This is a genomic window from Bacillus sp. FSL L8-0358 (assembly GCF_038593095.1).
GTDB lineage: Bacteria > Bacillota > Bacilli > Bacillales > Bacillaceae > Bacillus > Bacillus subtilis.
The window spans coordinates 3,124,007-3,150,989 of record NZ_CP151962.1 but is presented as its reverse complement, the minus strand read 5'-3'; the positions used below and the strand labels follow the sequence as shown (position 1 = coordinate 3,150,989).

Here is a 26,983-nt window from a genome sequence, read left to right as displayed (position 1 = left end):
GATTTGTGAAATTTCACAAATCCATGTGCCGAAGTTTGATATCTAAATAGATGGTGAATTTTTGATTCACATTTTTCAAATCAATTTCAGCGATCTGGCTGATCCGCTTGAGTCGGTAATTCAACGTATTAACGTGTATATTTAACAGCTTGGAAGCGGTATTCACGTTGCTGTCCGCTTCAATAAAGCGCTCTAGCGTCTCTACCAGATTTGACTGGTGATCCCGGTCATATTGTTCCAGTTTGGAAAGCGAGTAATTATAATGGCCCGCCTGTTTCCGTTTTTCATTTAAGACATCTAAGTATTGATAAATGCCTAACTCGGAAAAGCTGAAAAGATGTTTGGTCTCTTCAGCGAACCGTTCCTTCGTTTTTAAGACGGACAATGCTTCCTGATAGGAGCGGGAGACAAAAGAAATAGAGTTGTATATTCCGCCAAAAGCGATAGAAACGTCTTCTATTTTATACCGCTCCTTCAGCTGTTTTTGCGTACTGAAAGCAAACTGTTTTAAATCTTGAAAAGGATGATCTGTTTTGGGTGAGGTTAATATAATAAGTTCATTGGAATCTACGGTCGCCAGCAGCACGTAAACCTGCTGGGTCGTTTCCTGTAAATATTGCAGCTGCTGTTCGATTTTTTCAGTCAGCTCGCCATTTATGCGGATGATCATAACGGAAAACTCTGAAGGAGCGGCCATTCCAAGCTTATGGAACCCATCCGCCATATCATCCTCCTGATGGATGTGTCCGGTCAGCATTTTCCAGAAAAATTCTTGGCTGCGTTCTTCATTTTTCGTTTTTCTGATTTGAAGTTTGAGAAGCTTATTTCTCACTGCTTTTGCTGCCATTTGCAATGTCAGCAGATCTTCATCGGACAATGTTTTTTGGATCTCAAGCGCCCATATGAAGCCAAGCACTTGCTTGTTTTTCCAAATCGAAATAGCGACGCGATTGCTCAGCCCAACTTCATCAATTTGCTTGACTCTGATCGGCTGGTCCGTTTTTAAGAGAGCTGGAATTGTCCCGTCTTTCCACAACTTGTTAATCACCTTCTCCGGTACCCTTCTGCCAATAATGGTAGACGTCCGGGCAGGGTCTGTGCAGTCGCTGTGTGTACTGTAGGCAAGCAGCTTGTGGTTAACATCCTCTATGGTGATCGGGCACCGCAGAACGTCGCTGATATGATCAGCCACATCTTCAAGTCTGTCAAAACTATATTTAAACGGATCATTCGGCATGGTCATAAATCTCCCTACTTGCTTGATTTCTCTTTGACATCTCATCCCCTTCCTTTTATTATGATTGTTGTTGTTTGTGAAAATCAACAACAAAGAACAGAAGCAAAAAAACAATTTCATGAGAGAAACGTTCTATATACATTTGGCGGTGTAATCGCCTCTTTGCAGGACAGTTGTATGCCTCATATAATACGACAGCTTATCCTATTAATCTTCTAAGAAAGTCATCGGAGGCGAGACTAATTAAGGAAAGAAAAAATTGAACCTTTCAGAAATGGTGCTGTAGCATCAAATTTTCTGAAAGGTTTTTTTTGGGAGTTGGGGAGTTATTTGGGTCTTTTGGATTATTCGGAGAATGAAGAGAAGATTAAGAAAATAAACCTATTTACTTTACATTATATGTCATTTTTAAGTGATTCGGGGTAAACCATTGGACTCATTTTGTAAAATTAAAACATATTTGTTTGACTATGCCGAAAAACTGTTTTTATAATAATGACGTTCTAAAAATAAGTGAATTAGCCCATATTTAGGCTGATGGCACAGGAGGTAATGAGGAATATGGCAGGATTAATTCGTGTCACACCCGAAGAGCTAAGAGCGATGGCGAAGCAATACGGCGTTGAAAGCCAAGAAGTATTAAATCAGGTTGATCGTTTAAACCGAATGATCTCTGATTTGAAAAGCATGTGGGAAGGTGCTTCAAGCGAAGCGTTCGCAGATCAATACGAGCAGCTCAAACCTTCATTTATCAAAATGTCAGATTTGCTTCAAGATGTGAATCAGCAGCTTGATCAAACAGCAAATACACTTGAGTCTACTGACCAAGACATCGCAAATCAAATCCGCGGATAACAGTATGAAAGGGAAGGAGCGCCTGATTCAAAAGAAGACGGCGCTCTTTCTATGTAAGGGTGATCCTAAATGTATATTGATATTACAATAGATTTGAAACATTATAACGGCAGTGTCTTTGATCTCAGATTGTCAGATTACCACCCGGTGAAAAAAGTAATTGATATTGCTTGGCAGGCCCAAAGCGTATCTATGCCTCCGCGCGAAGGGCACTGGATCAGAGTGGTGAACAAGGATAAGGTGTTTTCCGGAGAATGCAAGCTGTCTGATTGCGGCATTACAAACGGAGACCGGCTAGAAATATTATGAAAGGATCTGGTTGAATGTCAGGTAAACAAAAATCATATTTAGAAAACCAATTAGAAGCTGTTGCCGAGAAAACAGATGCCGGCTATACATTTACCTTTCAACGGGAAAAAATAAAGCTTCTCGACGGTCTTGAAGCTAACGTGATCAAAGATATAAATCCATTTTTTCATAAAGAAATCGATGTGACGGATGATGAAGTAATCATCACAATCCAACCTCCCTCCTCCTATAAAGCATTCCGCTTCATGAAAGCTAAGGATAAAAAAAGTAAATGGCAGTTTGCCTATCAGCTTGTTCAAGCCGTACAGCAGCACAATCTGTCGAGGCTGAATTTGATTGTCGCTCCTGAAAACATTGTATTCGATAAAGGGCTTACGCCTTATTTTCTCCATTATGGAGTAAAAGAAAGCATTCCTCCTTACGAGCGTGATGAGGAAAGAGTATGGCAGGAGCTGAAAGCGGCAGCGGCTTTGGCAGTTGACGGCGCTTTTGCGTTTGAAGACTACCTGAAATTCAATGAAACGCTGACGTTCTCCGCAGAGGCAAAGGCGATATTAGATGCGGAATCCTATGATGATTTGCTCGAGCTGATTCAAACCCATATTGATGAGCTCGAAGCCAAAGCAAAAACATACATACATATCCCGAGAAAGAAGTGGAACATCCAGCGATATATCGGCCTGGGGCTCATTGTTTTGCTTGTACCGGCACTTATTTATTCGATGTACGCCTTATTTTTCGCGCAGCCAAAGCACCAGGCGATAGTGGACAGCAACCGTGCGTTCTTAAACAAGCAGTACAGTGAAGTCATCAGCACACTGTCCAAGTATGATGCGGAAAGCCTGCCTGAATCGGTGCAGTATCAGCTGGCGACGTCCTATGTTGAGGTCGAAAACCTGGGGAGTGCAAAAACCAAAAATATAGAAAATAATTTAGTCACCCTTCAATCAGACCCTCAGCATTTCTTGTATTGGATTGATTATGGTCGAGGAGAATACAAAGAAGCGATCAGTATCGGCCGTAAGCTTGAATACAATGATTATATTTACTTTGCCCTAGCTAAATATAAACAGCAGCTTTTATCTGAGGATACAAATGATGAAGACATACAAAAAGAACTTGACTCAGTAAATAGTGAGCTTGAAAAAGCCCAAAAAGAACGTCAAGAAAATAAACAGTCTAATTCTGAAACATCGTTAGTCGATACAAGCGAAGAACAGACACAAACAGACGAAGAAAAACAACAAGCAGAAGAGAAAGCGGCAGAAGAAAAAGCCGCAGCCGAGGAAAAAGCGAAAAAAGAAGAACAGAAGAAAAAAGAAGAACAGAAGAAAAAAGAAGACGAGAAAAAAGAAACAGAAAAGAAAGATGAGAAAAAAGATGACAAATAACGTGAGACATGAAGCACAGGTCATCGCATGCTGCCATTCGGCCGTAAGGGGGTTCGCCATTTGAGTCTATTATGGGTTTTTTACCAAAATAACGTTCAAAAATTAAATCTTTCTAACCTCCCGTCGTCTCATCCGGTGACCATAGGGCCTGATGTGAAGGATTCCGTTACGATCAGCTCCATTCCATTTAATAGCGGAGTGATTTCTCTTAAAAGAAAGGAATCCGGCGGCCAATACGAAGTTTTCCTGGGAAATGATTGTCTCGGCACGATTGAGGCGGATATATCATTTACTCTCCAAACGGATCAGCAGGATATACGCTTGATATTGACGGGCAGTGAACCTGAGAAATCCGTTTATTTTACGGGAAATCGGGATGAAATTGTATGTTCCTCAGAAAAAACGAATGCAGATATTTATCTGAATCCGCAAGATTTTGCATTTGCAGAACAAAGCACGTTTTCTTTGCTTCGTGCAGGCGGCAGCTGGTCGGTCCGCCCTGAAAGCGGAACGATCTTCTTGAACGGAGAGAAGATCAACGCCAATACGCCGCTCAAGCCGGGGGATGAAATATTCTGGAACTTCACGCAAATGAGGGTGACGGAACAAGACCTTTTAGAAATTGTTCATTATGCCCAGTTTGAAACAGCGTTAACAGAAACGGTCAAACCGAGTACAGAAATGCAGAAAAAATATCCGCAGTACAGAAGAACGCCGCGGATGGTATACGATCTGCCGGATGACCGCGTTTCTTTCAGTTTTCCCTCTCAGGAGAGCGATCAAACCAACAGAGGGCTGTGGCTCGTCATCCTGCCTCCGCTTGTGATGCTGATCGTGATGGGCGTAGTTGCCATCATCCAGCCGCGCGGTATATTTATACTCGTTTCTTTGGCGATGTTTATGATGACTCTCATTACCTCGACAGTGCAATATTTCCGGGATAAAAACCAGCGGAAAAAACGCGAGGAAAAACGGGAGCGTGTATATAAGCTTTACTTAGACAATAAGCGGAAAGAGCTTCAGGCACTTGCTGAAAAGCAAAAGCAGGTTCTTGAATTTCACTTTCCTTCATTTGAACAAATGAAATACTTAACAAGTGAAATCAGTGACCGGATCTGGGAAAAATCACTTGAAAGCAAGGATTATCTCCAGCTGCGGCTTGGGACGGGAACAGTCCCGTCAAGCTATGAAATCAATATGAGCGGCGGAGACTTGGCGAATCGTGATATCGATGACCTTATGGAGAAATCGCAGCACATGCAGCGCGTCTATAAAGATATCCGCAATGCGCCGGTGACGGTCGATTTGGCAGAAGGTCCGATGGGGCTTGTCGGTAAATCGCAAATTGTGAAAAATGAGATTCACCAGTTGATCGGACAGCTGTCGTTCTTTAACAGCTATCACGATTTGCGTTTTGTATTTATTTTTCATGAAGAAGAGTATAAAGACTGGGAGTGGATGAAGTGGCTTCCGCAATTTCAAATGCCTCATATTTATGCAAAAGGATTTATTTATAATGAGCAAACGCGAGATCAGCTCCTGTCTTCACTTTACGAATTGATCAGAGAGCGTGATCTCGAAGATGACAAAGAAAAACTGCAGTTCAAACCGCATTTTGTATTTGTCATCACGAATCAGCAGCTGATCTCTGAGCATGTCATTCTCGAATATTTAGAAGGACAGCATGAGCATCTGGGCATCTCGACAATTGTCGCAGCGGAAACAAAGGAAAGCTTGTCGGAAAACATTACAACTCTTGTCCGCTACATCAATGAGCATGAAGGCGACATTTTAATACAAAAGAAAAAAGCGGTAAGAATTCCGTTCCGTCTCGATCATCATCAGCGTGAGGACAACGAACGGTTCTCACGCACGCTGCGGACGCTGAACCACCAGGTCGGCATTACGAATTCCATTCCGGAAACGGTATCGTTCCTGGAGCTTTTTCATGCAAAGGAAGTAAAAGAAATCGACATTCAGCAAAGGTGGCTGACAAGTGAATCGTCGAAGTCGCTGTCAGTGCCGATCGGCTATAAAGGGAAAGATGACATTGTGTATCTGAACCTTCACGAAAAAGCACACGGTCCGCACGGCTTGCTTGCGGGGACAACGGGATCAGGGAAAAGTGAATTTCTCCAGACTTACATCTTGTCACTTGCCGTGCATTTTCATCCGCACGAAACGGCTTTCTTATTAATTGACTATAAAGGCGGAGGAATGGCGCAGCCGTTCCGCAACATTCCCCACCTCCTCGGCACGATCACAAATATTGAAGGAAGCAAAAACTTCAGTATGCGTGCGCTTGCTTCCATTAAAAGCGAGCTGAAAAAAAGGCAGCGCCTGTTTGACCAGTATCAAGTCAATCACATCAATGACTATACAAAGCTGTACAAGCAGGGGAAAGCAGAAGTGGCGATGCCTCACTTGTTCTTAATTTCTGATGAGTTTGCCGAGCTGAAAAGCGAGGAGCCTGATTTTATCAGGGAGCTTGTCAGTGCCGCGCGTATCGGACGAAGCCTCGGCGTTCATTTGATTTTGGCGACACAGAAGCCAGGCGGCATCATCGACGACCAGATCTGGAGTAACTCGCGCTTTAAAGTAGCGCTCAAGGTCCAGGATGCCACCGACAGTAAAGAAATTTTGAAAAACAGCGATGCCGCAAACATTACCGTAACAGGCCGCGGCTATTTGCAGGTCGGAAACAATGAAGTGTATGAGCTGTTCCAATCTGCATGGAGCGGGGCGCCTTACTTAGAGGAAGTCTACGGTACCGAGGATGAAATCGCGATTGTTACAGATACGGGTCTGATCCCGCTTTCTGAGGTTGATACCGAAGATAACGCGAAAAAAGACGTTCAAACCGAAATCGAAGCTGTAGTTGACGAAATTGAACGCATCCAAGATGAAATGGGAATCGAGAAGCTGCCAAGCCCTTGGCTGCCGCCGCTTGCGGAACGTATTCCGCGCACTCTTTTCCCTTCAGACGAAAAAGACCATTTCCACTTTGCGTATGTCGATGAACCTGATCTGCAAAGACAGGCGCCAATTGCTTATAAGATGATGGAAGATGGAAATATCGGCATCTTCGGCTCTTCGGGCTACGGAAAATCGATTACAGCCGCAACGTTCCTGATGAGCTTTGCGGACGTATACACACCTGAAGAGCTTCATGTCTATATCTTTGATTTCGGAAACGGAACGCTGCTGCCATTAGCGAAGCTCCCGCATACCGCGGATTACTTCCTGATGGACCAGTCAAGGAAAATTGAAAAGTTCATGATTCGCATCAAAGAAGAAATTGACCGCCGTAAACGTTTGTTCCGGGAAAAAGAAATCAGCCACATCAAAATGTACAATGCGCTGAGCGAAGAAGAGCTTCCGTTCATTTTTATCACCATTGACAACTTTGACATTGTCAAGGATGAGATGCATGAGCTTGAATCGGAATTTGTCCAGCTTTCCAGAGACGGACAAAGCTTGGGTATCTACTTTATGCTGACAGCAACGCGGGTGAATGCTGTCCGCCAGTCATTGTTAAATAACTTGAAAACAAAGGTTGTCCATTATCTCATGGATCAATCAGAAGGATATTCCATTTATGGCCGTCCGAAATTCAATCTTGAGCCGATTCCGGGACGCGTCATCATTCAAAAGGAAGAGCTTTATTTCGCGCAAATGTTCCTGCCTGTTGACGCTGATGATGATATCGGCATGTTCAACGAGCTGAAATCAGACGTACAGAAACTTCAAGAGCGATTTGCTTCAATGGAGCAGCCGGCACCGATTCCGATGCTGCCTGAGAGCTTGTCGACGAGAGAATTTTCTATCCGCTTCAAGCTGGAACGCAAGCCTTTATCTGTACCGATCGGGCTTCATGAAGAAACAGTCAGCCCAGTCTATTTTGATTTAGGCAAGCATAAGCACTGCCTGATTTTAGGCCAGACTCAGCGCGGGAAAACAAACGTCTTAAAAGTAATGCTCGAACATCTGATTGATGATGAAACTGAAATGATCGGCCTGTTTGACTCGATTGACCGCGGCTTATCTCATTATGCGAAGGAATCAGATGTTTCATATTTGGAAACGAAAGAAGATATTGAGCAGTGGATTGAAACAGCAGAAGACATTTTCAAAACAAGAGAGGCCATGTATGTAGAAGCCGTCCGCCAAGGAGACGCGCAAAATCTGCGATTCTCACAAGTGGTGCTGATGATTGACGGGATAACGAGATTCCAGCAGACGATTGATACGAGAATACAAGACCGTCTCGCTAACTTCATGAAATCATACGCTCATCTTGGGTTCAGCTTTATCCCGGGCGGAAATCACAGCGAATTCTCAAAAGGCTATGACTCCTTGACGACTGAGATGAAGCAAATCCGCCACGCGATTCTGCTGATGAAAAAATCTGAGCAAAATGTCATTCCTCTCCCGTACCAAAGACAGGAGCCTGAGATTCAGCCGGGCTTCGGATATGTTGTGGAAAACGGGAAGGAGCAAAAAGTTCAAATTCCTTTATGTTCTGCTGAAAGGGAGAGTGCTAGATGACAGAACAACGAAAAAGCTTGATCAAGTTAATATCCGCCGTCATCATCATTTTGCTGCTGCCGGTGTTGTTTTTCCGATTTATCGGAGACGACCCAACGAAAAAAGCAGTCAATTCCACCCGGCAAATCGCGGTGGTGAATGAAGACACAGGCGTATTGAGTGATGAGGTAAAGTCTGATGAAGAGGACAAATCCGCCCAGTTCGGCAAGGAAGTAGCGGCCGTTCTGGGTGAACGTCCTGATTATTCGTGGACGGTCGTAAACCGAAGCGCGGCCGAGACCGGTCTCGCTTCAAAGAAATACGATGCGATCGTCTACATTCCCTCAGACTTCTCAAAAAACATTTTGAGCTATGACAAAGACCATCCTCAAAAAGCAACGCTCGAATTCAGCATTCAAGATAACCTGAATGCGGTTAACAAAGAAAAAGTTCAGCGTGAGCTTGAGGATGCCCAAAAGACAATGAACAAAAAAATGTCGGCCTTATACTGGAATTTTGTTTCACAAAAAGTGGACAACGTCAGAGGAGAATTTGACAAGATCGTCAATAAAGAATCTGAATTCCAGAATGTCATGTACAACTTTTACAAACCAAGCTCTAATGATTTAGCAGGTGAAATCAAACAGCAAAAAGACTTAATCGATGAGCTGAAGAAATCAATGAATGAAGCGCAAGGCACGACAAAAGAAAAAGCTTCTACAGCGGAGGAAGCCAAAAACACGCTGAAAGAATTCATTGATACAGTTGAAAGATACAAAGAATATCAAGAAAATCAGAAAAAGCTGCTTTTGGCAGCCCAAGATTCAACACAGCAGCAAATCCGGACAGGTCTGGATGCCATCCAAGCACAGCAAAAGGCGAATCAGTTCAGCGAACGCATGAGCGGGTTGGCAACTGGGATCAGCCAAGCGAAGACACAGCTCGGACAAACCAGTAATGTGCTGGCAAACGCCCAGCAAATTAGGGAAGGGCAAGTGTCCCAGCAGGAACTTGGCATGGCAAAAATCCAAAGTAATTTAATCGAACAATATCAGGCCGCATCAAGACAGGCTGCACTAAATCAGGTGTATGAATTGCTTGTCCCGGCACGTCAGGCATTGACAGTTGCGAAAGGGGACGACCCAGTCATAGACGATGGTTCTGACAACAATGATAAAGATAAAGACCCTAAAGAAGAAGATCCTGAAGAACTCAAAATTGATCTTGAAAAACAGCGTGAAGAACTGAAAAATATCGCTGCTGATATTCAGGATATTTCAGACAATCTGAAGGAGCCTGAAAAAGAGGACCCAACACCGGAGGACCCGGGTACTGAACCAGACGATCCGTCCACTGATAATCCAGAAAAACCTGATGACGGGGGCAGTACAAATCCCGATGATACGCAGGGCGACACAGGGAACGACAATAACAGCAGTGATACCGGTAATGACGGACAAACGGACGGCAGTACTCACGATCAAGACCAGCAGAAGGGAACAGACGGTCAGGAGCAGAACGGCGATGCCTCTGATGGTGCGTCCGACAGCGGACAAACCGAAAAGGGCACATCTGCCGAACAGACTGCATCTTCTGATTCAGCCCTTCAATTTATCAAGCTGGCAAATGAAGGCGGAACCGGAGATTCAGGAGATACCGGTAGCGGCGGAGATACGACGGAGCCTGGGGACCAAGATCAACCAGGAAACGATGACATTTCTGATATCGCCAAAGCAAAAGAACAGCTCAGCAAAGCGTCAGAACGAATTAAGCAAATCGAAGAAGAGCTGAAGGAAAAAGAAAATACACATAATGAAGCACTGAAGAAGAAGCTTCAAGAATTGAAAGAGCAAATGGACGGTCTAAATGATGAAATAGATGATCTCAAAGACCAGGTGAAAACACTCGATGATAATCTCAAAAGACTCGAAGCGAAACGGAAGCGGGAGTTTGAAGGGATTTACAGTGCGATTCGCGAGCTTGAAAATAAAGATCAGCTTCAGTTTTCAGGAGAAATCAATACAGAAAGCATCTCCGCTTTAATGAGATACTATAAATATCTATCTGTTTATGATTCTGTATTATCCGGTACGATTGACAGTGCTGCAAAAGCCGGCGCTATTGACGGCCAGCAGGGCAACGTCAAATCAGTCCTGGCTCTCTCACCTGAAGAATCAGCCAGCTGGGAAGCTCTCAAGAACAACACGATGCAAACTGATGAAGACATTAACAGCTTCATCGACGGAATGACCAAATTTGCGGACGACTACAGCGGATTTATCCGTGACTCTCAAGCAGGTGTTCTCGACGAACTGACGAAAATCTCTGAAAGTGCCGCAAAAGCGACAGAACAGCTTGTAACGGGCGCAACGCAGGAATCTGCGACGTTCAGCAACGATGGGCTGTCTGGCACCATGGCACTGAGTGTCCAAGATACAGTCGGCCAGGAAGTGCTGCAAATGTCAGACATGATGGGTTCATTGTCTGATCGCCAGTCAGGCATCATTGATTACACAACCAACATGCAGCAAAGCGTCAATGATGTTCAAGCGAAAGCCGACACCTTAAACAACAACTGGGGGAAAAATGTCGCTTCCACGAAACTCGTGCGCAATGACGTATACGGCATACTCGGAAACACATTAGTAGATGGGCAAAACAATGGCTATGTATATGATTACTTGGCGAATCCGCTTAAAATCAGCGGAGAGGTTCCGGAAGAAAAAATTCAGACGGTACCTCCGGTTGTCATCCTTGTCATTGTGTTGATCAGCAGTCTGTTAATCGGCTATTTCAGCTCGTATTACCAAAACGCACCGCTTCTCGTCAAAGGAGCTTTATTCGGAATTCTGAATATCCTTGTCGGACTTATGATCAGCTTGTTCGGTTTGAATATTTATTCACTGCCGGACGATCAGACGATTAAGTGGTCGGTGTTTACGATTCTATTGCTGGTCGCAAGCTCTGCCTTCATCCGGACGGCATTCAGATTCGGATCAATCCCTGGCTGGGTTGCTTCAGCGGCAATGATTCTATTCTATGTCGCACCGCTTATTGATTTGATCATGCCGAACTTTACATTTGAAGATCCGGTTTCGAAAGTATATATCGACATCCAGTACGGTACTGGGCACTTGTTTACAATGGGAATAACAGTTCTGCTGATCATTACGGTGATTGCCGCGGCTCTGCCGCTGATTATCCGGCTGATGGCTGAACACACAGCAGAAAGCGATGAAACGTATGAAGCGTAATCGCAGCATGGAAAAGGGGATCATGATTTGTATGCTCTCCTTTTCCCTTTTCATACCCTCTGCAGCTGCTGCCCAAACTGAAGAAAATACAGATGTCGCGCCAAACCAGTATGAGAAAAAAGACATCGAAATCGATACGAATTATTTACATGAAGATACCTACTATGAAGAAAAAACAGAACTGCCTGAGGAACAGAAGGATATCACTTTTGATAAACCGAAGGACAAGGACGCCGAGCTGATAAAAGATTTGTTTACATCAACAAATGCCGAGGATTCCAACACGATTGCGGCCCAGTCGAAACAGCTTGGAATTACTTTTGCTGAAAAACCAATGACAAAGACATCATCAACGGAAACAGAAGATGAACAAGAAACATCATCATTGCTGCTGCCGATGATCTATGTCGTACTGATCCTGCTCGGAATTGCAGGCATCGTGTTCCTCATCCCAAAAGTCACAGCGCAGGAAAACAAGAAGGCGTAGGCCGCGTGCTTGTGTTGTGTAAAAGCGGTGCCGTACAATAATAACGGAAAAGGAGGTTTCCAATGGAACTTTATATCATCACCGGAGCGTCAAAAGGGCTGGGTCAAGCCATTGCATTACAGGCTTTAGAAAAGGGGCATGAAGTCCACGCCTTATCCAGAACGAAAACGGATGTCTCTCACAAAAAACTAACGCAGCATCAAATAGACCTCATCAATCTTGAAGAAGCTGAACAGCAATTTGAAACATTGCTCTCATCCATCGATCCAGATCGTTATTCTGGTATTACCCTTATTAATAACGCCGGAATGGTAACGCCGATCAAACGTGCCGGCGAAGCGTCTCTTGACGAGCTTCAGCGCCATTATCAGCTGAACCTGACTGCGCCCGTGCTTTTGAGTCAGCTGTTTACAAAACGGTTTGCTTCATACAGCGGCAAAAAGACGGTTGTCAACATTACTTCAGGAGCCGCCAAAAATCCATATAAGGGATGGAGCGCGTATTGCAGTTCAAAAGCCGGGCTCGACATGTTTACGAGGACATTCGGATTTGAACAGGAGGATGAAGAGCTGCCGGTGAACATGATTTCGTTCTCACCTGGAGTGATGGACACTGAGATGCAGGCCGTCATCCGTTCTTCATCGAAAAAGGATTTCCACCACATTGAACGATTCCGGAAATTAAATGAAACAGGAAGCCTTCGCAGTCCGGACTTTATTGCCGGCACGCTGCTTTCTTTACTAGAAAAAGGGACGGAAAACGGCCGCATTTATGATATTAAAGAGTTTTTGTAGAGCAGATATTTTCTGCTCTTTTTTTATACAAAAGGCTACAGCCAGCGCATTTTATTGAACAGCCGCATATACTGACTGAAACGCTGCTTTTAGGGTATAACAATGATGATAAGAAGATCAAAATGATGTGACATAAGAATTGAGTTTCTCTGCAAATTATGTTAGGATTCTAAAAATATCTAAAGGAGGGGTTTCCATGAGAAAGGTTACATTAATGGATGTTTTCACCCATCCAATTGCACAAAAATATCTTCAGCGTTCCGGCGTGGCACATGCGATTGCCTGCGCTTATCATGCATACAGGCTGTCTGTGAAGGCTGACATTAATCCTGATTTAGCAGCAAAAGCGGCACTGCTTCATGACATCGGCCATTATGAATGGTATACAGACGGAAAGTGGGATTATGAGAAATATAAAAGAAATGACATTCATGCCATTAAAGGGGCGGAACGGGCGCATAAGCTTCTGATTCGGCTTGGCGAGGAACCGAAAGCGGCAAAAGAGATTGCACTAGCTATTTTGCTTCATACAGATTCCTATTTGCCTGAAGGCGAATTAGATAAAAACACGCTGCAGCAGATTGTCAAAAAAGCGGACGAACTGGATGAAGAGCCGGGCGGCCACCATCATTACCGCCAAATTGATCCTTCAACCGCACGAAAAAAAATAGAAAAGCTGGACCAATTAATCGACCAAGCCCAGGCATCCGTGATAAAGCCTGTATAAGTACGGAACAGCGCCAGCTTTCTTCGCTGTCTCCGCTTCATCGATACTTCCTTTACACCCGCTTCCAAACGTATTCTCCTAAAATCTCCGCACCCCTTTGTTTTATCAGGTAAGCCTGTGTCATTATCCATAAGCGCGGCATAAGCTGAGATAAAACACACAAAGGGGATAAAAGTATGGTCAACCAAGGTAGTCCGCAACTGGTCTCTTTAGTCGATCCTTATGTCTATCAGACCATTAAAAAGCTCATCGGCTCAAGGTTCGTTATACAGACAGTACGAGATACGGTCAGAGGCAGACTGATCGATGTAAAACCTGACCATATCACAATTGAAGGAGCCCGAAATTCTGTTTGTTTGATCAGAATCCAGCACATGATTTCCGTCACCCCAGATTACAGTGAGCGGGTCTAACAGTGCTTGCGCATGAAAAATAGGCGTACAACAGGACGTCCTATTTTTCAGTTAAGCGCTGTAAAAATGTACTATGATACATTGTTCCGTCAAGGTCAAAACCGGCAAATTCCTGATAGTTACCATCTGAAAAACAGAAAGTGACGCCGTACACTGTATAGCAGGAACGGATTGAAGCATGCTGGCAGACCCGAAAATGATAACCTTCTGAATCTTTTACATATAGCCGGGATTTCCCGGCAAATGGGGCACAGAGGTGTGCTGCCTCACCAAAACATTCGAATCCGGCGATTTTGCCGTCTTGGCTGATATCCAGCAGGAGACAATCATTGACTCTGAGCTCCTCAGTCCGTACATTACTGTTCTTTTTCGGAGGAAGAACATAGATATAAGCCAGTTCTGAATCTGTATCGTATGTCACGGCCTTCATCACCAACACTCCTTTCATTATATTAAGAGTTCTGATATGAGTTCATTTTTGTTACAATGATGGGGTATAAGTTCTTTTATCTGACAGACAAAGAAAAACTAGGAGGAACAAAGCTTGTTGAAATCAAAAGTCCATTTTTGGACATTGCAGATTTTATTTGTTTTGCTGATTATTTTTGTAGCAACAAAAGTTTCATTTGTATTTCAGCCGTTTATTGTTTTTATCTCGACATTGTTTTTCCCGATGCTAATTGCGGGAATTTTGTATTTCATATTTAATCCGGTCGTCCGCCTGCTTGAGAAAAAAATTCCGCGGACATTATCCATTCTATTGATCTATTTACTGTTTATCGGTTTGCTTGCCTTTATTTCAGCGTCAGTCGGACCTATCATCACCTCACAGGTGACAGGGCTGTTTAACAACCTTCCTGATTATATAAAACAGATTCAGGCGCTGACAAAGGATTTGTCCCATTCTCAATGGTTTACCTGGATGATGAACCAGGATTATGTATCGATATCAAAAATTGAACAGTCATTGACAAGTTTTCTCCAAAACCTGCCGCAAAATATCACGTCCAGTTTATCTGCGGTGTTTGGTGTCGTGACAAACATCACGCTTGTTATTATTACTGTTCCATTTATCCTTTTTTACATGCTGAAAGACGGACACCGCTTTCCGCATTTGGCAGTAAAAATTCTACCGGCTTCTTATCGGACAGAAGGCTTAAAGATTTTTAAAGATTTATCCGATACGCTTGCGGCATATTTCCAGGGGCAGCTGTTAATCTGTCTTTTTGTCGGAACAGCGTGTTTTATCGGCTATTTAATTGCCGGACTGCCGTATGCCCTGATTCTCGGGATTGTCATGGCGATTACCAATATCATTCCCTATGTCGGGCCTTTTCTCGGTGCCGCGCCGGCTGTCATTGTCGGTTTTATGGACTCGCCGGCCAAAGCGCTGTTTGCAATTATTGTAGTCGTCATCGTTCAGCAGCTGGACGGAAACCTGCTGTCTCCTCTTGTGATCGGAAAGCGGCTGAATACCCATCCGCTTACGATTATTTTGCTGTTAATCGGAGCGGGAAGCTTCGGCGGAATTCTCGGCATGATTTTAGCGGTGCCGGTTTATGCGGTAGTGAAGGCGTTCTTCCTGAATATTGTCCGCTTAATCAAGCTGCGCCAGCGGTCACGACTCGAGGAAAACGCAAAGCCAGCTGAATAGGCGGGCACCATTATCGGCTCTTTGCATATGATGCTGTAAATCAATGCGGAGGTGGGGAAATGCCTGCAATTGTGGGGCCGATTTATATCATGTCAGTTACGGGTAATGCCGCGGCAAGCTTTGGAGACGTATTTGCGATTTCGCCCAAAAGCGTCGCTCATTCAGGGGCGGGGTCAGGCGCATTTCAGCTTGGTGATTTTGTAAAGATTAACAACCAAACGAGTAAAACTCTCTTCAAAGATGCCGATATCACTGATGAAACAGTTTCGTTTAACGGGTAACAGCCTTTTCACAAGAGGCTGTTGCTTTTTTATTGTATAATATGGGTAGTCTTTGAATAGAGAGGTCATGTTATGAAAATCAGAAAAGCAAATATCAATACGCAAACCGGAATGATCACGGACGTGTATCTGCATGAAAACAGAAAAGAACTGCGCACGCTTGTAGCGGTACCGCAGCTGGAGTGGAGCACGATCATTTCCTATGAAGAAGATAAAGCAACTCTGCCTGAACGGCTGGAAGCGTCGTTGCGCCGGCATACAGAGGAAACCCCTGCTGGTGAGCTGGCCAAAAAAATCATTCATTGGGTAACAGAAATGTAAACGGCGCTTGAAAGTTTAGCTCCTGCCTGATCAGGTGATAATGAAGACAAACAAGACGGGAGGACAGGCTTTTGAGTGAAGATAAAATGGATCTCTATTTGCAGCAAGGAATGTATGGGCCTTTGGAGACAAAGCCTGACGAGCGCCATTTGTTTTTAGGCTCTTTAAGAGAAAGAGTCGTTTTGGCATTGACGAAAGGACAGGTGCTTAGAAGCAAACCTTATAAAGAGGCAGAGCACGAGCTGAAAAACAGCCATAACGTCACCCTTTTGATTAATGGAGAGCTTCAGTATCAGTCTTACTCTCCTTATATCCAAATGGCGAACCGGTACGGAGTGCCCTTCAAGATTGTATCTGATCTTCAGTTTCATACGCCTTTAGGCATCGTCATTGTGGCTGACATCGCTGTGAATCGTGAATTGATATATATTCAGGACGACATTTATAATCGGTCAGTGCTGAAATCTTAAGAGACAAACGGACCGTTTGTCTTTTTGTTCATGGCAATTCACTTACAACTGGAGATAAGATATAATGTTCTCATACTGATGGCGGGGAGGCCGGCTATGAAAAAAGCACTTATTTGTATTGATTATACGAATGATTTTGTGGCGAGTGACGGAAAATTGACCTGCGGGGAGCCCGGCAGAATGATTGAAGAGGCGATCGTCAATTTAACTGAAGAATTCATCACAAACGGTGATTACGTCGTATTAGCAGTAGATTCTCATGATGAAGGGGATCAATATCACCCTGAAACCCGTCTTTTTCCTCCGCATAATATAAAAGGCACGGAAGGAAAAGATCTGTACGGAAAGCTTTTGCCTCTATATCAGAAACATGAACATGAGCCTAATGTTTACTACATGGAAAAAACGAGATATTCTGCTTTTGCGGGAACTGATTTAGAGCTCAAACTCAGAGAGCGGCAGATTGGCGAACTGCACCTTGCCGGTGTCTGCACAGATATTTGTGTGTTGCATACAGCTGTTGACGCATATAACAAAGGTTTTCGGATTGTTGTGCATAAACAAGCTGTTGCCAGCTTTAATCAGGAGGGGCACGCATGGGCTCTTTCCCATTTTGCAAACAGCATCGGAGCGCAAGTGGCAGAGTAAGGAAGGGGAAAAACAGTGTTAGAGTACGGATTTAAAGATGACAGCCTGTCATTACATACAGACCTTTATCAGATCAATATGGCGGAAACGTACTGGAGAGACGGCATTCATGAAAAGAAAGCGATTTTTGAGCTGTTTTTCAGAAGGCTTCCGTTTGAAAATGGCTATGCCGTATTTGCGGGCTTGGAAAAAGCCATTGAATACCTGGAAAATTTCAAGTTTACGGATAGCGATTTGAGTTATTTACAGGATGAACTCGGGTATCATGAAGATTTTATTGAATATTTGCGCGGCTTATCTTTTACAGGTTCACTTTACTCCATGAAAGAAGGAGAGCTCGTTTTTAACAATGAGCCGATTATGAGGGTGGAGGCACCCCTGGTAGAAGCGCAGCTGATTGAAACAGCTTTGCTCAACATTGTGAACTATCAAACATTAATCGCAACAAAGGCTGCCCGGATTAAAGGCGTCATTGGTGATGAAGTTGCGCTTGAATTCGGAACAAGGCGGGCACACGAAATGGATGCGGCCATGTGGGGAGCGAGAGCAGCCTTAATCGGCGGCTTTAGCGCGACAAGCAATGTAAGAGCCGGAAAGCGCTTTAATATCCCGGTTTCCGGCACACATGCGCATGCGCTTGTGCAGGCTTACCGCGATGAATATACAGCTTTCAAAAAATACGCGGAAACACATAAGGACTGCGTCTTTTTAGTTGACACGTATGACACGCTTCGTTCAGGCATGCCGAACGCGATTAGGGTTGCCAAGGAATTCGGCGACCGCATTAATTTCATTGGCATCCGTCTGGACAGCGGCGATTTGGCGTACCTGTCAAAAAAAGCCCGGAAAATGCTTGATGAAGCAGGATTTACAGATGCGAAGGTGATTGCTTCAAGCGATTTGGATGAGCACACCATTATGAATTTAAAGGCTCAGGGAGCGCGCATTGATGTCTGGGGTGTCGGTACGAAGCTGATCACTGCCTATGACCAGCCGGCTCTCGGCGCAGTTTATAAACTCGTTGCCATTGAAGAAGACGGGAAAATGGTTGACACGATCAAAATTTCGTCCAATCCTGAAAAAGTGACGACACCGGGCAGAAAGAAAGTCTACCGCATTATTAATCAGTCCAACCATCATTCTGAAGGCGACTATATTGCGCTTTATGATGAGCAGGTGAATGATCAGAAGCGGCTCAGAATGTTCCACCCGGTTCATACATTCATCAGCAAATTTGTCACGAATTTTTATGCGAAGGATCTTCATGAGCTGATTTTTGAGAAGGGTATTCTTTGCTACCAAAACCCTGAGATTTCAGACATACAGCAGTATGTGCAGGATAACCTCAGCCTGCTTTGGGAGGAATATAAGAGAATCAGCAAGCCGGAGGAATACCCGGTTGATTTAAGCGAGGACTGCTGGAGCAATAAAATGCAGCGGATCCACGAAGTGAAAAGCAGAATTGAAGAAGAGCTTGAGGAAGAATAAAGAAAAACTGGCCTTTCGTTCGCGAAGGGCCAGTTTTCTTTATGTATATATTATTTTTCATGTTTAGACAATTTTCGTCAAATTATTTGATATACTTAGGGGTGAAAGCCGCGCGTATTGTAAGGGGGATAAATCAATGAGGGTGTTTGTTGCAAGACAGCCTATTTTTAATAGAAAAGAACAGGTTGTTGCTTATGAACTGCTGTATAGAGAAAGCGAAGAGAACGTGTATAGCGCTAAAGACGGCGATCAGGCAACAACAGATTTGGTGATCAACAGCTTTTTAAACATCGGAATTGAGAAGCTGACGGAAGGGAAACGCTGTTTTGTTAATTTTACGGAAAGCCTGATGTTTTCGAATCTTCCCACCTCCTTCAATCCGAAACAGCTTGTCATTGAAATCCTTGAAGATATACCGATCACGCCGGCCCTCATTTCTAGATGCAAAGAATTGAAAAAAATGGGGTATATGCTGGCGCTTGATGATTTTTATGCAATAAACCCGCAAGATGAGGACTTACTGGAAAAACTCATGAGCTATATTGATATATTGAAAATTGATTTTCTCAAAACAACACGAATGGAACGCAGAACAATTTTGCAAACCTACGGCTGTCGCGGCCTGATTTTTTTAGCGGAAAAAGTAGAGACCCGAAAAGAATATAAACAGGCGGTCCAAGACGGCTTTCAATTATTCCAAGGCTACTTTTTCAGCGAGCCGCGCATCATCAGCGGGCATGACCTATCGACTCATTTCTATTCTTACTATGAACTGCTTAACGAACTGAGCAAAGAGCAGCCTAACATAAAGCGTGTGACAGAGTACATAGAGCGGGATTTATCACTGTCCTATCAAATTTTAAAATTTTTAAACTCATCCCACAGCCGTTTGAGCCAGAAAATTGAAAGCATTCAACAGGCCATTATGCTGCTGGGATTTAATGAAATCAAACGGTGGATATATATTCTTTCCTTTAAGGATTTAAGCAGGAAAGGGCATTCCAGCAAGCACGAAATCATTAAGATTTCTTTGATAAGAGCAAAGCTTTGCGAACTGCTGGCGAGAAAGACATCCCGGCCGCAGCCTGCTTCTTATATGCTGATCGGAATGTTTTCTCTCATAGACACCCTCCTGCATAGAGAAATAGAGGAAATTGTTCAAGAATTGCCTTTAAAAGATGAAGTCGGGCAAGCATTATTAGGCCATCAAAACGACTACTACCAAATGCTTGAGCTTGTGAAATTAATTGAAAGCAACAACTGGGACACTTGCTCGGAATTAGGCAATCAACTCGACAAAGAAGAAGCGTATGAATGTTATCTTGAGGCTCTGGAATGGTGTCATAATCTTATGGACGCAAAATGATTGCGGTCCTCTGACCACCGCAAAGCAAGAATCATTCGGCTTTGCGTTCCGATAAGGCTGATGTAGATGCCGTCGGGATTAAAGACCGTATCCACTTCATGCCGGACGCCCATTTGTTTGATCAGGCGCCTTATGGTTTGTTTATCGGACTGCTCGGCTGCGGTCAGAATGCGGCGCGAGAGCTCCCGCGAGCCCGCAATGCGGCCGAGAACGAGCTGGGCATCCGCAAATATCCCCGCGGCCTGCTTCGCTGAACGGATAAAGGTATCAATATTGTTGGCAGGAGCGGGCGGACGGCGTACCTCATACGGATACACGTAAAACCAGGGATAACGATATCTCATGGGAGCACCTCACACAAAAGGGATGTTTCTATATTATAGATCCCTAATTGCCGAATATGACAAAGCGAAAAGGCCACAACTTTAGCGTTGCGGTCTTTTTCGGTGTTTGTCGGTCAGGAAACGCCAAGAATCGCATATTCAATTTTGAAAATACGGTATGAAGGACTATAGTCTTGCTTAGTGAAAATGCGAAACACGTTAAAATCAAGGGAATTAAGAATCTTTCTCAATTTGAGCAGAAATAAACGCTCTTTCGAATAGAGAGATAGTCCCGTTCTTGTTGTGATTCCTTTGAGTATAAGGGCCTATTGAGATTTGCGGTGTCACGCAGGACTTTTTTGTATACTTTTCGGTGAAAAATGAGCCGAAAGCAGATACACTATTAGTAACAGATCAAATACCTAGGACTCGTTCACCATACACAATTCATTGATCTTTCAAAAAAAGGAGTGTGGAAACGATGGAAAAGAAACTTGAAGAAGTAAAACAATTGTTATTCCGACTCGAACTTGATATTAAAGAAACGACAGATTCATTACGAAACATTAACAAAAGCATTGATCAACTCGATAAATACAATTATGCAATGAAAATTTCGTGAAAAAGACTTGGAAACAAGTCTTTTTTTTCGTTCTACCGATACAATAAATGGATAAAGTATTATATGATTGTTAAAAAACGAAAAACCTGCTGTCCTTTAAATGTCCCATTTAGTAAAATGGAATGGGAGGGGGGAAGTCGTTATTGAGCAGATATGTTTAGATTCTGTCCGGATCAAGGAGAAAATGAAGGAGATTGTAAGCCAAAAAATAATGAATCAGGACTTGGAACGATATCTTCAGAATTTTATTGAGTCTAAGGATACGTTTGAGTTTGCCGATTTGGCTCTTCATCATTATTTAGCTTTTAACGGTCAGGACCAAAAAGCAATCGAATTGCTAGCTGCCGGAATTGAATTGCTTATACTCTCATTCGATATTTATGATGACTTAGAGGATCAAGATAATGGAAGTGCTGTCTGGATGAAGATTGACTCGTCAATCGCTTTAAATGCAGTTACAGCTCTTTACACCCTAAGTATACAAGTGATGTGTCAAGCTAGTCATGAACCAGAATTTACACAAGAGATATTGAATTTTGCGTTACAATCAATTCAAGGCCAGCATGATGATATTGTGAATGCGCCGCAAACTGAAGAAGCCTGTCTTGAAATGATCAAAAATAAATCAGGAGCGCTAACGGCATTGCCCTGTGTAATGGGAGTAATGTTGGCAACAGGCAAATACCATCCCATTGTAGCTTCTTATTCTTATGAACTTGGGATTATTGCACAAATCGAAAATGATTACCAAGGTTTATATTATTTAAATAACGATTTTATTCAGAAGAAAAACACATTGGCATACTTATACTTAAATAAACGTTTTAATGCAGCTTCTGCAGAAATCTTGAGTTGGTATGAAAATGCTGAGTTGTTCTTATCATTGAATCCCAAACAAATAAAAGAAAAATTAACTGAGGCAGGCGTAGTGCAATATTTACTTGTAATGAAACACTTGTCATTACAAAAACTAAAGAAAGAAATTGCTAGATTAGAATTGCAAGAGAATAAAATAAAAAAATTAATAACAGGAATCATAAAATAAAGGAGGATTTATATGCAGGAAATAGTCGGATACTTAGTAAAAAATCCAGAAGTTTTAGATGAGGTCATAGAAGGCAGAGCCTCTTTATTAAATATAGATAAGGATCAATTGAAAAGTATAGTTGATGCCTTTAGAGGGCTGCAAATTTATACTAATGGTAATTGGGTTCCTTCGTGAGGCTTTAATAAATGAAGGCATGGTACAACAAAGTTTCAATTTTTTTGATTTTAGTTAGTTTAGTCTATGTAACTTATTTAACATATATAAGTTCGAGTAAACTTTTAGTTGGTGCAGCAGTAGCCGAAAATCAAGACAATGAAGTTGTAATAACAAATATTGAGGAATTTTCTACGGCTTATTACTCAGGCATACAAAAAGGGGACGTCATCAAAAGTATTAATAATCATAAAGTTAAGCGTCCTCTTGAAGTTCAAAAATATAATTCAAACCATGTGAGTTCAATAGTCGTCGAGAGAGATGGAGAAAAGGTTAAAATTAAGCCTGATTTAATGAATGATGGGAATTTTACTACTTTTGTGATCCCATTAATATTTTATATAGCCTGTCTATTTTGTTGTTTCTTCATTCTAAAAATAAATGAATCGAAAAAACTACTCTCTGCTTTGATTTTAATCATTTTCTTGTTATCTGCTTCTTTAGCATACTTAAGTGCGGGTGGATCTGCAAAGGGAGATTGGTTAAGCAGATGTATAATGGTATTCACTTTAACATCTGTAATGTTTAACTATCTTCTTTTCTTGTATCAGTATTTTAAAGAACTTGGCACTGTGTTATTTAACAAAAAAGTTTTTATATTATATGCAATTCCAGTACTAAATCTAGTTTTTGAATTGTTGCGAACTCAACTTTTCTTTAGACATTATGTGCCTAAAATAAATTTACTTTCGTTCTTTATTTCATTTATAATCGTGAGCGTATATTTTGGATCTATTTTAATTAAAAGTAAGGATACTGAACAAGCACATATTATAAAAGTTCTTACCATAATTAATATCTTATCTTTTTCGCCGTTTTTGTTTTTATATATAATACCTTATGTATTCTTAAGCACTGATGGGATTTCTTCTTTTGTAGCTGCTTCATTTATGTTCCTAATACCATTCTCTTTGGTTTATCAATTTATGACAAATAAAATTTATAATGTGGATTTTATTTTGAGCAGGTTAAAATATTATGGAATATTAGCATTAACGCCCACAATTATTTTAGTTACGGTATTCGAGTTAATAGGAAATCCAGCTGGAGATTTCTATTATTTCAGACTGGCGATTCTTATGTATATTATTATGGTGGCGGTCTTTTATTATAAGGAAGTACTTGATTTCAAATTTAGATTAAAAAGAGTTTCGGAAAAATTTAATTATCAAGACAGTATATATAAATTTACGCAGCTGATTAGAGATTCAACTTCTTTGATCCAAGTATTTGAGGAACTGAAAACTACAATACTTGAGGTTTCGCTTGTAAGCCGAGCCCATATTTATGAGGTTTCAGTTGATGGAAGTATTAAACTCTATGAAGAACTTAATCAAAATTCATTTGAAAAAGTCTATCAAAAAGAATTTAGAAAAGTAACATCCGAAATAGGGAAAATCGTTGAATTTAATAAAGGTTTTGTCATGAAAATAGGTGAACGCGGTGGTAAATCATTTGTGATCCTTTGTTTATCTAAAATGAATACGCCTCGTCTCACACTCGAAGAACTTTCTTGGCTGAAAACTTTGGCTTTTTATACAAACGTATCGATCGAAAACGTCATGAAAATTGAAGAACTGATGAGTCATTTAGAAGAAATAAAACAACAAGAATCCAACCCCGTATGGCTCAAAAAACTCATGTATACGATCGAGGAAAAACAACGCTCGGATCTCGCCCGCGATCTCCACGATTCGGTTCTTCAGGATTTGATTTCCTTAAAACGCCAGTGTGAGCTGTTTTTGGGTGATTTCAAGAAGGATGATAATCCGTGCCGTGAAGAGGTGCAGGACAAGCTTGTACAGATGAATGAGCAGATGTCTGATGTGATTTCGATGACGAGGGAGACGTGTCATGAGCTGCGGCCGCAGCTTCTGTATGATCTTGGATTGGTGAAGGCGCTGTCGAAGCTGGTGGCGCAGCAGCAGGAGCGGGTTCCGTTTCATATCCGTTTAAATACTGGGAGATTTACGGCTTCCCTTGATCTGGATTCGCAGCTGAATTTGTACCGGATCATTCAAGAGTTTCTGTCTAATGCGGTTAAGCACTCTCAGGCGACGGATGTGCTGATTATGCTCATCAGTATTCAAAACAAAATCGTTCTTCATTATGAGGACGATGGCGTAGGGTTTGATCAAGATAAAAATACTGAGCATTCTATGAGCATGGGGCTTTCTGGCATTAAGGAGAGAGTCAGGGCTTTAGATGGGCGCCTTCGGATTGAAACAAGTGAAGGAAAGGGCTTTAAGGCTGATATTGAAATCGAATTGTAATGGATTTATAACGGAAACGACTTGGCACAGGCCAAGTCTTTTTTATAAAATGGAAAAGAGTGAGTAAAAGGGAGGAAAACATGAAAAAGATACTAGTGATTGATGACCATCCGGCTGTCATGGAAGGCACCAAGACAATTTTGGAAACGGATTCGAATTTGTCTGTTGATTGTCTCAGTCCTGAACCGAGCGAACAGTTTATCAAGCAGCATGATTTCTCGTCATATGATCTCATTTTAATGGATCTGAATTTAGGCGGCGAGGTCAATGGGATGGAGCTTTCTAAACAGATTTTACAAGAGAATCCTCATTGTAAAATTATCGTGTATACCGGTTATGAGGTCGAGGATTATTTCGAGGAAGCGATTCGTGCGGGTCTGCACGGTGCCATCAGCAAAACGGAATCTAAAGAAAAGATCACCCAATACATATACCACGTACTCAACGGAGAAATTTTAGTCGATTTTGCTTACTTTAAACAGCTGATGACTCAGCAAAAAACAAAGCCGGCTCCTTCCTCTCAAAAAGAACAAGATGTGCTCACACCTAGAGAATGCCTGATTCTTCAAGAAGTTGAAAAGGGATTTACAAACCAAGAAATCGCAGATGCCCTTCATTTAAGCAAGCGGTCCATTGAATACAGCTTGACATCGATTTTCAATAAGCTGAATGTCGGTTCCCGGACGGAAGCGGTTTTGATTGCGAAATCAGACGGTGTACTTTAAATTAGGGGGTGTAATGATGGATACGAAACACACATTGCTTGAAGCGCTTGGTATTGAGATTGTTGAAAACACAGCGGAACGATGCATTGCGGTTATGCCGGTGGATCATCGGACGGTGCAGCCGTTCGGATATTTGCATGGGGGCGCTTCAGTGGCCCTAGCAGAAACCGCGGCGAGCGCAGGTGCACAGAACTTGATTGATCACACAACACAAGCTTGTGTCGGTTTGGAGATTAACGCCAACCATTTAAAATCTGTAAAGGAAGGAACGGTAAAGGCGGTAGCCGAGCCCGTTCATATCGGCAGAACGACGATTGTCTATCACATTCACATATATGACGAGCAAGAGAGGCTGATCTGTATATCCAGATGCACGCTGGCTGTCATCAAGAAATAAAAAAACAGCCGGAACTCTGCCTGTCCGGCTGCTTATTTTTATAAATAAGAATCCTCTTTTCGTTTAATCACAAAGTTTCTGATTCCGTTATAGTCATCCTGTACGCTTCTCTCATCAAGCTTGACGCCGGAGTTATACGCAGCACGGCAGATCAAGTGCCCGCCGATAGGCGACGTAATAAAGATAAAGAGAATCCCAAGCAGGATTTTAGCGGAGAGCTCCCCCGTCACAAACCACAAATAGAAGAAGACACCGAGCAGAATCATATTGACACCTAATGTTGAGCCTTTAGAAGCAGCATGAGCGCGTGTAAACACATCGGGAAGGCGAAGTACGCCAAATGAAGCAATGAGGCATACAAGAGCGCCCAGCAATATGAATACAGCCACAACGACTTTAGCGGTTTCGATCATTTTCGATAATCTCTCCTTTCTCCAGGAACTTGGAAAATGCGATCGTTCCGATAAACGATAAAATCCCCAGCAGCAAAATAATATCCAAAAACGCACTTGTTTTCAGCAAAATGGAGACAAGCGCCGTGATTGCGATCAGATTGATGCCGATTGCATCCAGAGCCACGACCCGGTCAGGCACAGTCGGCCCTTTAATGACACGAATGACATACAAAAAGGTAGACACTGCCATAATGCCGAGCGCGATTTGCAGGATCAGCGTAAACATCAGCGGCTCACCTCCTGTATGGCTTTTTCAAATGACTCCCGAATATCAAAAATCGCTTTTTCCGCATCCTCGATATCCATTGCATGAATATAAAGTATTGTTCTGTCATCAGAAATATCCATCACCAAGGTTCCCGGCGTTAGTGTAATGAGCAGGGAAAGCAGGGTGATTTCCCAGTCCTTCGTCAGTTCAGTTTTAAAAGCAAAAATACCCGGTCTGATATTCAATTTTGGAGATAAGACTGATTTCATCACACTGACATTGGCAAGGTACAGTTCCTTTATAAAAATGAAACAGAGCTTGATAATAGAAAACAATTTCCATAGATAAAACTGGCGAGTGAAAAAGCGCCGGAAGAAAAAGAGAGAGAGCATTCCCAGAATATAGCCTGTAATGAATCCTGCGGCGCTTGGACTGTTGCTTAAGAATATCCAGCAAAAAGCGAGAAACACATTTAATAAAATTTGAAATGCCATGCG

29 protein-coding genes are annotated in these 26,983 nt (G+C 42.6%); 22 read left to right on the top strand and 7 right to left on the bottom strand.

From position 1 onward, the window contains the following. Nucleotides 1–13: 13 nt before the first annotated feature. Nucleotides 14–1,282, bottom strand: a complete 1,269-nt coding sequence (adeR, locus tag NYE49_RS16285; protein WP_046340264.1) for a sporulation transcriptional activator AdeR — start codon at nt 1,280–1,282, stop codon at nt 14–16. A 516-nt stretch (nt 1,283–1,798) separates the two neighbouring features. Here adeR and NYE49_RS16280 point away from each other — a divergent pair. From NYE49_RS16280 to NYE49_RS16240, 9 genes are all read left to right on the top strand, one after another. Continuing rightward, on the top strand, nt 1,799–2,092 hold the full coding sequence (locus NYE49_RS16280) for a WXG100 family type VII secretion target (protein ID WP_003220661.1): 294 nt from the start codon (nt 1,799–1,801) through the stop codon (nt 2,090–2,092). 69 nt (nt 2,093–2,161) lie between these two features. Then, a complete protein-coding gene (gene yukD / locus NYE49_RS16275; protein WP_003228763.1) occupies nt 2,162–2,401 on the top strand; it encodes an ESX secretion system protein YukD in 240 nt (79 codons plus the stop codon). A gap of 14 nt (nt 2,402–2,415) precedes the next feature. Continuing rightward, nucleotides 2,416–3,792, top strand: a complete 1,377-nt coding sequence (essB, locus tag NYE49_RS16270; protein WP_342410449.1) for a type VII secretion protein EssB — start codon at nt 2,416–2,418, stop codon at nt 3,790–3,792. 60 nt (nt 3,793–3,852) lie between these two features. Further along, complete coding sequence (essC, locus tag NYE49_RS16265; protein WP_174616590.1) at nt 3,853–8,340, top strand: type VII secretion protein EssC; 4,488 nt, start codon at nt 3,853–3,855, stop codon at nt 8,338–8,340. After that, nucleotides 8,337–11,573 carry a type VII secretion protein EsaA gene (gene esaA, locus NYE49_RS16260; protein WP_174616589.1) on the top strand — a complete coding sequence of 1,079 codons (3,237 nt, stop codon included), beginning with the start codon at nt 8,337–8,339 and terminating at the stop codon, nt 11,571–11,573. Before essC ends, esaA begins: the two co-directional genes overlap by 4 nt. Nucleotides 11,574–11,604: 31 nt before the next feature. Then, entirely contained in the window at nt 11,605–12,060 is a 456-nt protein-coding gene (essA, locus tag NYE49_RS16255; RefSeq protein WP_010886603.1) for a type VII secretion protein EssA, read from the top strand. Nucleotides 12,061–12,122: 62 nt separating this feature from the next. After that, nucleotides 12,123–12,854, top strand: a complete 732-nt coding sequence (locus NYE49_RS16250) for a (S)-benzoin forming benzil reductase (RefSeq protein ID WP_014477842.1) — start codon at nt 12,123–12,125, stop codon at nt 12,852–12,854. 196 nt (nt 12,855–13,050) lie between these two features. Next, on the top strand, nt 13,051–13,581 hold the full coding sequence (locus NYE49_RS16245) for an HD domain-containing protein (RefSeq protein ID WP_003244444.1): 531 nt from the start codon (nt 13,051–13,053) through the stop codon (nt 13,579–13,581). 176 nt (nt 13,582–13,757) lie between these two features. Next, nucleotides 13,758–13,994, top strand: a complete 237-nt coding sequence (locus tag NYE49_RS16240; protein ID WP_003220677.1) for a YuzF family protein — start codon at nt 13,758–13,760, stop codon at nt 13,992–13,994. Between the two features lie 40 nt (nt 13,995–14,034). Here NYE49_RS16240 and NYE49_RS16235 read toward each other — a convergent pair whose 3' ends face one another. Next, a complete protein-coding gene (locus tag NYE49_RS16235; RefSeq protein ID WP_342410447.1) occupies nt 14,035–14,424 on the bottom strand; it encodes a DUF2283 domain-containing protein in 390 nt (129 codons plus the stop codon). 114 nt (nt 14,425–14,538) lie between these two features. Here NYE49_RS16235 and NYE49_RS16230 point away from each other — a divergent pair, with 114 nt between their 5' ends. The 7 genes from NYE49_RS16230 to pdeH all read left to right on the top strand — a co-directional run bounded on the left by NYE49_RS16230 (nt 14,539) and on the right by pdeH (nt 20,222). Beyond that, nucleotides 14,539–15,648, top strand: a complete 1,110-nt coding sequence (locus NYE49_RS16230; protein WP_014480712.1) for an AI-2E family transporter — start codon at nt 14,539–14,541, stop codon at nt 15,646–15,648. A 59-nt stretch (nt 15,649–15,707) separates the two neighbouring features. Beyond that, the gene (locus NYE49_RS16225; RefSeq protein ID WP_015384524.1) at nt 15,708–15,929 is read left to right on the top strand and encodes a spore germination protein; all 222 of its coding nucleotides are present in this window, start codon (nt 15,708–15,710) and stop codon (nt 15,927–15,929) included. A 72-nt stretch (nt 15,930–16,001) separates the two neighbouring features. Next, complete coding sequence (locus tag NYE49_RS16220; RefSeq protein ID WP_003228783.1) at nt 16,002–16,250, top strand: YueH family protein; 249 nt, start codon at nt 16,002–16,004, stop codon at nt 16,248–16,250. A 71-nt stretch (nt 16,251–16,321) separates the two neighbouring features. Then, entirely contained in the window at nt 16,322–16,720 is a 399-nt protein-coding gene (locus NYE49_RS16215) for a YueI family protein (protein ID WP_342410445.1), read from the top strand. Between the two features lie 96 nt (nt 16,721–16,816). Continuing rightward, a complete protein-coding gene (locus tag NYE49_RS16210) occupies nt 16,817–17,368 on the top strand; it encodes an isochorismatase family cysteine hydrolase (protein ID WP_014477836.1) in 552 nt (183 codons plus the stop codon). A gap of 15 nt (nt 17,369–17,383) precedes the next feature. Further along, nucleotides 17,384–18,856: a nicotinate phosphoribosyltransferase gene (locus NYE49_RS16205; RefSeq protein WP_003228788.1), complete on the top strand. Its 1,473-nt coding sequence runs from the start codon at nt 17,384–17,386 to the stop codon at nt 18,854–18,856. A 136-nt stretch (nt 18,857–18,992) separates the two neighbouring features. Further along, nucleotides 18,993–20,222, top strand: coding sequence for a cyclic di-GMP phosphodiesterase (gene pdeH / locus NYE49_RS16200; RefSeq protein ID WP_003243525.1), 1,230 nt, complete (start codon nt 18,993–18,995; stop codon nt 20,220–20,222). On the opposite strand, the gene NYE49_RS16195 is transcribed toward pdeH, so the two are convergent. Together NYE49_RS16195 and NYE49_RS16190 are read right to left on the bottom strand one after the other, a co-directional pair. Continuing rightward, nucleotides 20,198–20,566 (bottom strand): hypothetical protein, encoded by a 369-nt coding sequence (locus NYE49_RS16195; RefSeq protein ID WP_015483634.1) that lies wholly within the window; start codon nt 20,564–20,566, stop codon nt 20,198–20,200. The two genes, pdeH and NYE49_RS16195, sit on opposite strands and share 25 nt — an antisense overlap. Nucleotides 20,567–20,679: 113 nt before the next feature. Further along, nucleotides 20,680–20,805 carry a hypothetical protein gene (locus NYE49_RS16190; protein ID WP_154796978.1) on the bottom strand — a complete coding sequence of 42 codons (126 nt, stop codon included), beginning with the start codon at nt 20,803–20,805 and terminating at the stop codon, nt 20,680–20,682. A gap of 221 nt (nt 20,806–21,026) precedes the next feature. On the opposite strand from NYE49_RS16190, the gene degQ reads away from it, so the two are divergent. The 6 genes from degQ to NYE49_RS16160 all read left to right on the top strand — a co-directional run bounded on the left by degQ (nt 21,027) and on the right by NYE49_RS16160 (nt 25,823). Then, nucleotides 21,027–21,167, top strand: a complete 141-nt coding sequence (degQ, locus tag NYE49_RS16185) for a degradation enzyme regulation protein DegQ (RefSeq protein WP_003220708.1) — start codon at nt 21,027–21,029, stop codon at nt 21,165–21,167. A gap of 184 nt (nt 21,168–21,351) precedes the next feature. After that, complete coding sequence (locus tag NYE49_RS16180; protein ID WP_015483633.1) at nt 21,352–22,212, top strand: polyprenyl synthetase family protein; 861 nt, start codon at nt 21,352–21,354, stop codon at nt 22,210–22,212. 12 nt (nt 22,213–22,224) lie between these two features. Then, nucleotides 22,225–22,389, top strand: a complete 165-nt coding sequence (gene comX / locus NYE49_RS16175; RefSeq protein WP_326148241.1) for a competence pheromone ComX — start codon at nt 22,225–22,227, stop codon at nt 22,387–22,389. Between the two features lie 11 nt (nt 22,390–22,400). Continuing rightward, a complete protein-coding gene (locus tag NYE49_RS16170) occupies nt 22,401–24,701 on the top strand; it encodes a histidine kinase (protein ID WP_063334593.1) in 2,301 nt (766 codons plus the stop codon). 80 nt (nt 24,702–24,781) lie between these two features. Then, nucleotides 24,782–25,426, top strand: a complete 645-nt coding sequence (gene comA, locus NYE49_RS16165; protein WP_003220716.1) for a two-component system response regulator ComA — start codon at nt 24,782–24,784, stop codon at nt 25,424–25,426. Between the two features lie 16 nt (nt 25,427–25,442). After that, the gene (locus NYE49_RS16160; protein ID WP_174616601.1) at nt 25,443–25,823 is read left to right on the top strand and encodes a hotdog fold thioesterase; all 381 of its coding nucleotides are present in this window, start codon (nt 25,443–25,445) and stop codon (nt 25,821–25,823) included. Between the two features lie 38 nt (nt 25,824–25,861). Here the strand turns inward: NYE49_RS16160 and mnhG are convergent, their stop codons facing one another. The 3 genes from mnhG to NYE49_RS16145 are packed head-to-tail and all read right to left on the bottom strand — an operon-like array spanning nt 25,862 to nt 26,980. Next, on the bottom strand, nt 25,862–26,236 hold the full coding sequence (gene mnhG / locus NYE49_RS16155; protein ID WP_014477830.1) for a monovalent cation/H(+) antiporter subunit G: 375 nt from the start codon (nt 26,234–26,236) through the stop codon (nt 25,862–25,864). Then, complete coding sequence (locus tag NYE49_RS16150; RefSeq protein ID WP_003228814.1) at nt 26,220–26,504, bottom strand: Na(+)/H(+) antiporter subunit F1; 285 nt, start codon at nt 26,502–26,504, stop codon at nt 26,220–26,222. Before NYE49_RS16150 ends, mnhG begins: the two co-directional genes overlap by 17 nt. Then, nucleotides 26,504–26,980: a Na+/H+ antiporter subunit E gene (locus NYE49_RS16145; protein WP_174616587.1), complete on the bottom strand. Its 477-nt coding sequence runs from the start codon at nt 26,978–26,980 to the stop codon at nt 26,504–26,506. The genes NYE49_RS16150 and NYE49_RS16145 overlap by 1 nt, the downstream gene beginning before the upstream one ends. Nucleotides 26,981–26,983 lie beyond the last annotated feature (3 nt).

What these genes read in the sequence shown, in the direction of transcription:
- pdeH (WP_003243525.1), top strand. Translation starts at nt 18,993, where the DNA reads ATGAGGGTGTTTGTTGCAAGACAGCCTATTTTTAATAGAAAAGAACAG.
- NYE49_RS16210 (WP_014477836.1), top strand. Translation starts at nt 16,817, where the DNA reads ATGAAAAAAGCACTTATTTGTATTGATTATACGAATGATTTTGTGGCG.
- degQ (WP_003220708.1), top strand. Translation starts at nt 21,027, where the DNA reads ATGGAAAAGAAACTTGAAGAAGTAAAACAATTGTTATTCCGACTCGAA.
- NYE49_RS16150 (WP_003228814.1), bottom strand. Translation starts at nt 26,504, where the DNA reads ATGTTTACGCTGATCCTGCAAATCGCGCTCGGCATTATGGCAGTGTCT.
- NYE49_RS16170 (WP_063334593.1), top strand. Translation starts at nt 22,401, where the DNA reads ATGAAGGCATGGTACAACAAAGTTTCAATTTTTTTGATTTTAGTTAGT.
- NYE49_RS16280 (WP_003220661.1), top strand. Translation starts at nt 1,799, where the DNA reads ATGGCAGGATTAATTCGTGTCACACCCGAAGAGCTAAGAGCGATGGCG.
- NYE49_RS16145 (WP_174616587.1), bottom strand. Translation starts at nt 26,980, where the DNA reads ATGGCATTTCAAATTTTATTAAATGTGTTTCTCGCTTTTTGCTGGATA.
- adeR (WP_046340264.1), bottom strand. Translation starts at nt 1,282, where the DNA reads ATGAGATGTCAAAGAGAAATCAAGCAAGTAGGGAGATTTATGACCATG.
- esaA (WP_174616589.1), top strand. Translation starts at nt 8,337, where the DNA reads ATGACAGAACAACGAAAAAGCTTGATCAAGTTAATATCCGCCGTCATC.
- comX (WP_326148241.1), top strand. Translation starts at nt 22,225, where the DNA reads ATGCAGGAAATAGTCGGATACTTAGTAAAAAATCCAGAAGTTTTAGAT.
- NYE49_RS16220 (WP_003228783.1), top strand. Translation starts at nt 16,002, where the DNA reads ATGAAAATCAGAAAAGCAAATATCAATACGCAAACCGGAATGATCACG.
- NYE49_RS16160 (WP_174616601.1), top strand. Translation starts at nt 25,443, where the DNA reads ATGGATACGAAACACACATTGCTTGAAGCGCTTGGTATTGAGATTGTT.
- NYE49_RS16250 (WP_014477842.1), top strand. Translation starts at nt 12,123, where the DNA reads ATGGAACTTTATATCATCACCGGAGCGTCAAAAGGGCTGGGTCAAGCC.
- yukD (WP_003228763.1), top strand. Translation starts at nt 2,162, where the DNA reads ATGTATATTGATATTACAATAGATTTGAAACATTATAACGGCAGTGTC.
- mnhG (WP_014477830.1), bottom strand. Translation starts at nt 26,236, where the DNA reads ATGATCGAAACCGCTAAAGTCGTTGTGGCTGTATTCATATTGCTGGGC.
- NYE49_RS16245 (WP_003244444.1), top strand. Translation starts at nt 13,051, where the DNA reads ATGAGAAAGGTTACATTAATGGATGTTTTCACCCATCCAATTGCACAA.
- essB (WP_342410449.1), top strand. Translation starts at nt 2,416, where the DNA reads ATGTCAGGTAAACAAAAATCATATTTAGAAAACCAATTAGAAGCTGTT.
- NYE49_RS16225 (WP_015384524.1), top strand. Translation starts at nt 15,708, where the DNA reads ATGCCTGCAATTGTGGGGCCGATTTATATCATGTCAGTTACGGGTAAT.
- comA (WP_003220716.1), top strand. Translation starts at nt 24,782, where the DNA reads ATGAAAAAGATACTAGTGATTGATGACCATCCGGCTGTCATGGAAGGC.
- NYE49_RS16235 (WP_342410447.1), bottom strand. Translation starts at nt 14,424, where the DNA reads ATGAAGGCCGTGACATACGATACAGATTCAGAACTGGCTTATATCTAT.
- essA (WP_010886603.1), top strand. Translation starts at nt 11,605, where the DNA reads ATGCTCTCCTTTTCCCTTTTCATACCCTCTGCAGCTGCTGCCCAAACT.
- NYE49_RS16240 (WP_003220677.1), top strand. Translation starts at nt 13,758, where the DNA reads ATGGTCAACCAAGGTAGTCCGCAACTGGTCTCTTTAGTCGATCCTTAT.
- NYE49_RS16180 (WP_015483633.1), top strand. Translation starts at nt 21,352, where the DNA reads ATGAAGGAGATTGTAAGCCAAAAAATAATGAATCAGGACTTGGAACGA.
- NYE49_RS16195 (WP_015483634.1), bottom strand. Translation starts at nt 20,566, where the DNA reads ATGAGATATCGTTATCCCTGGTTTTACGTGTATCCGTATGAGGTACGC.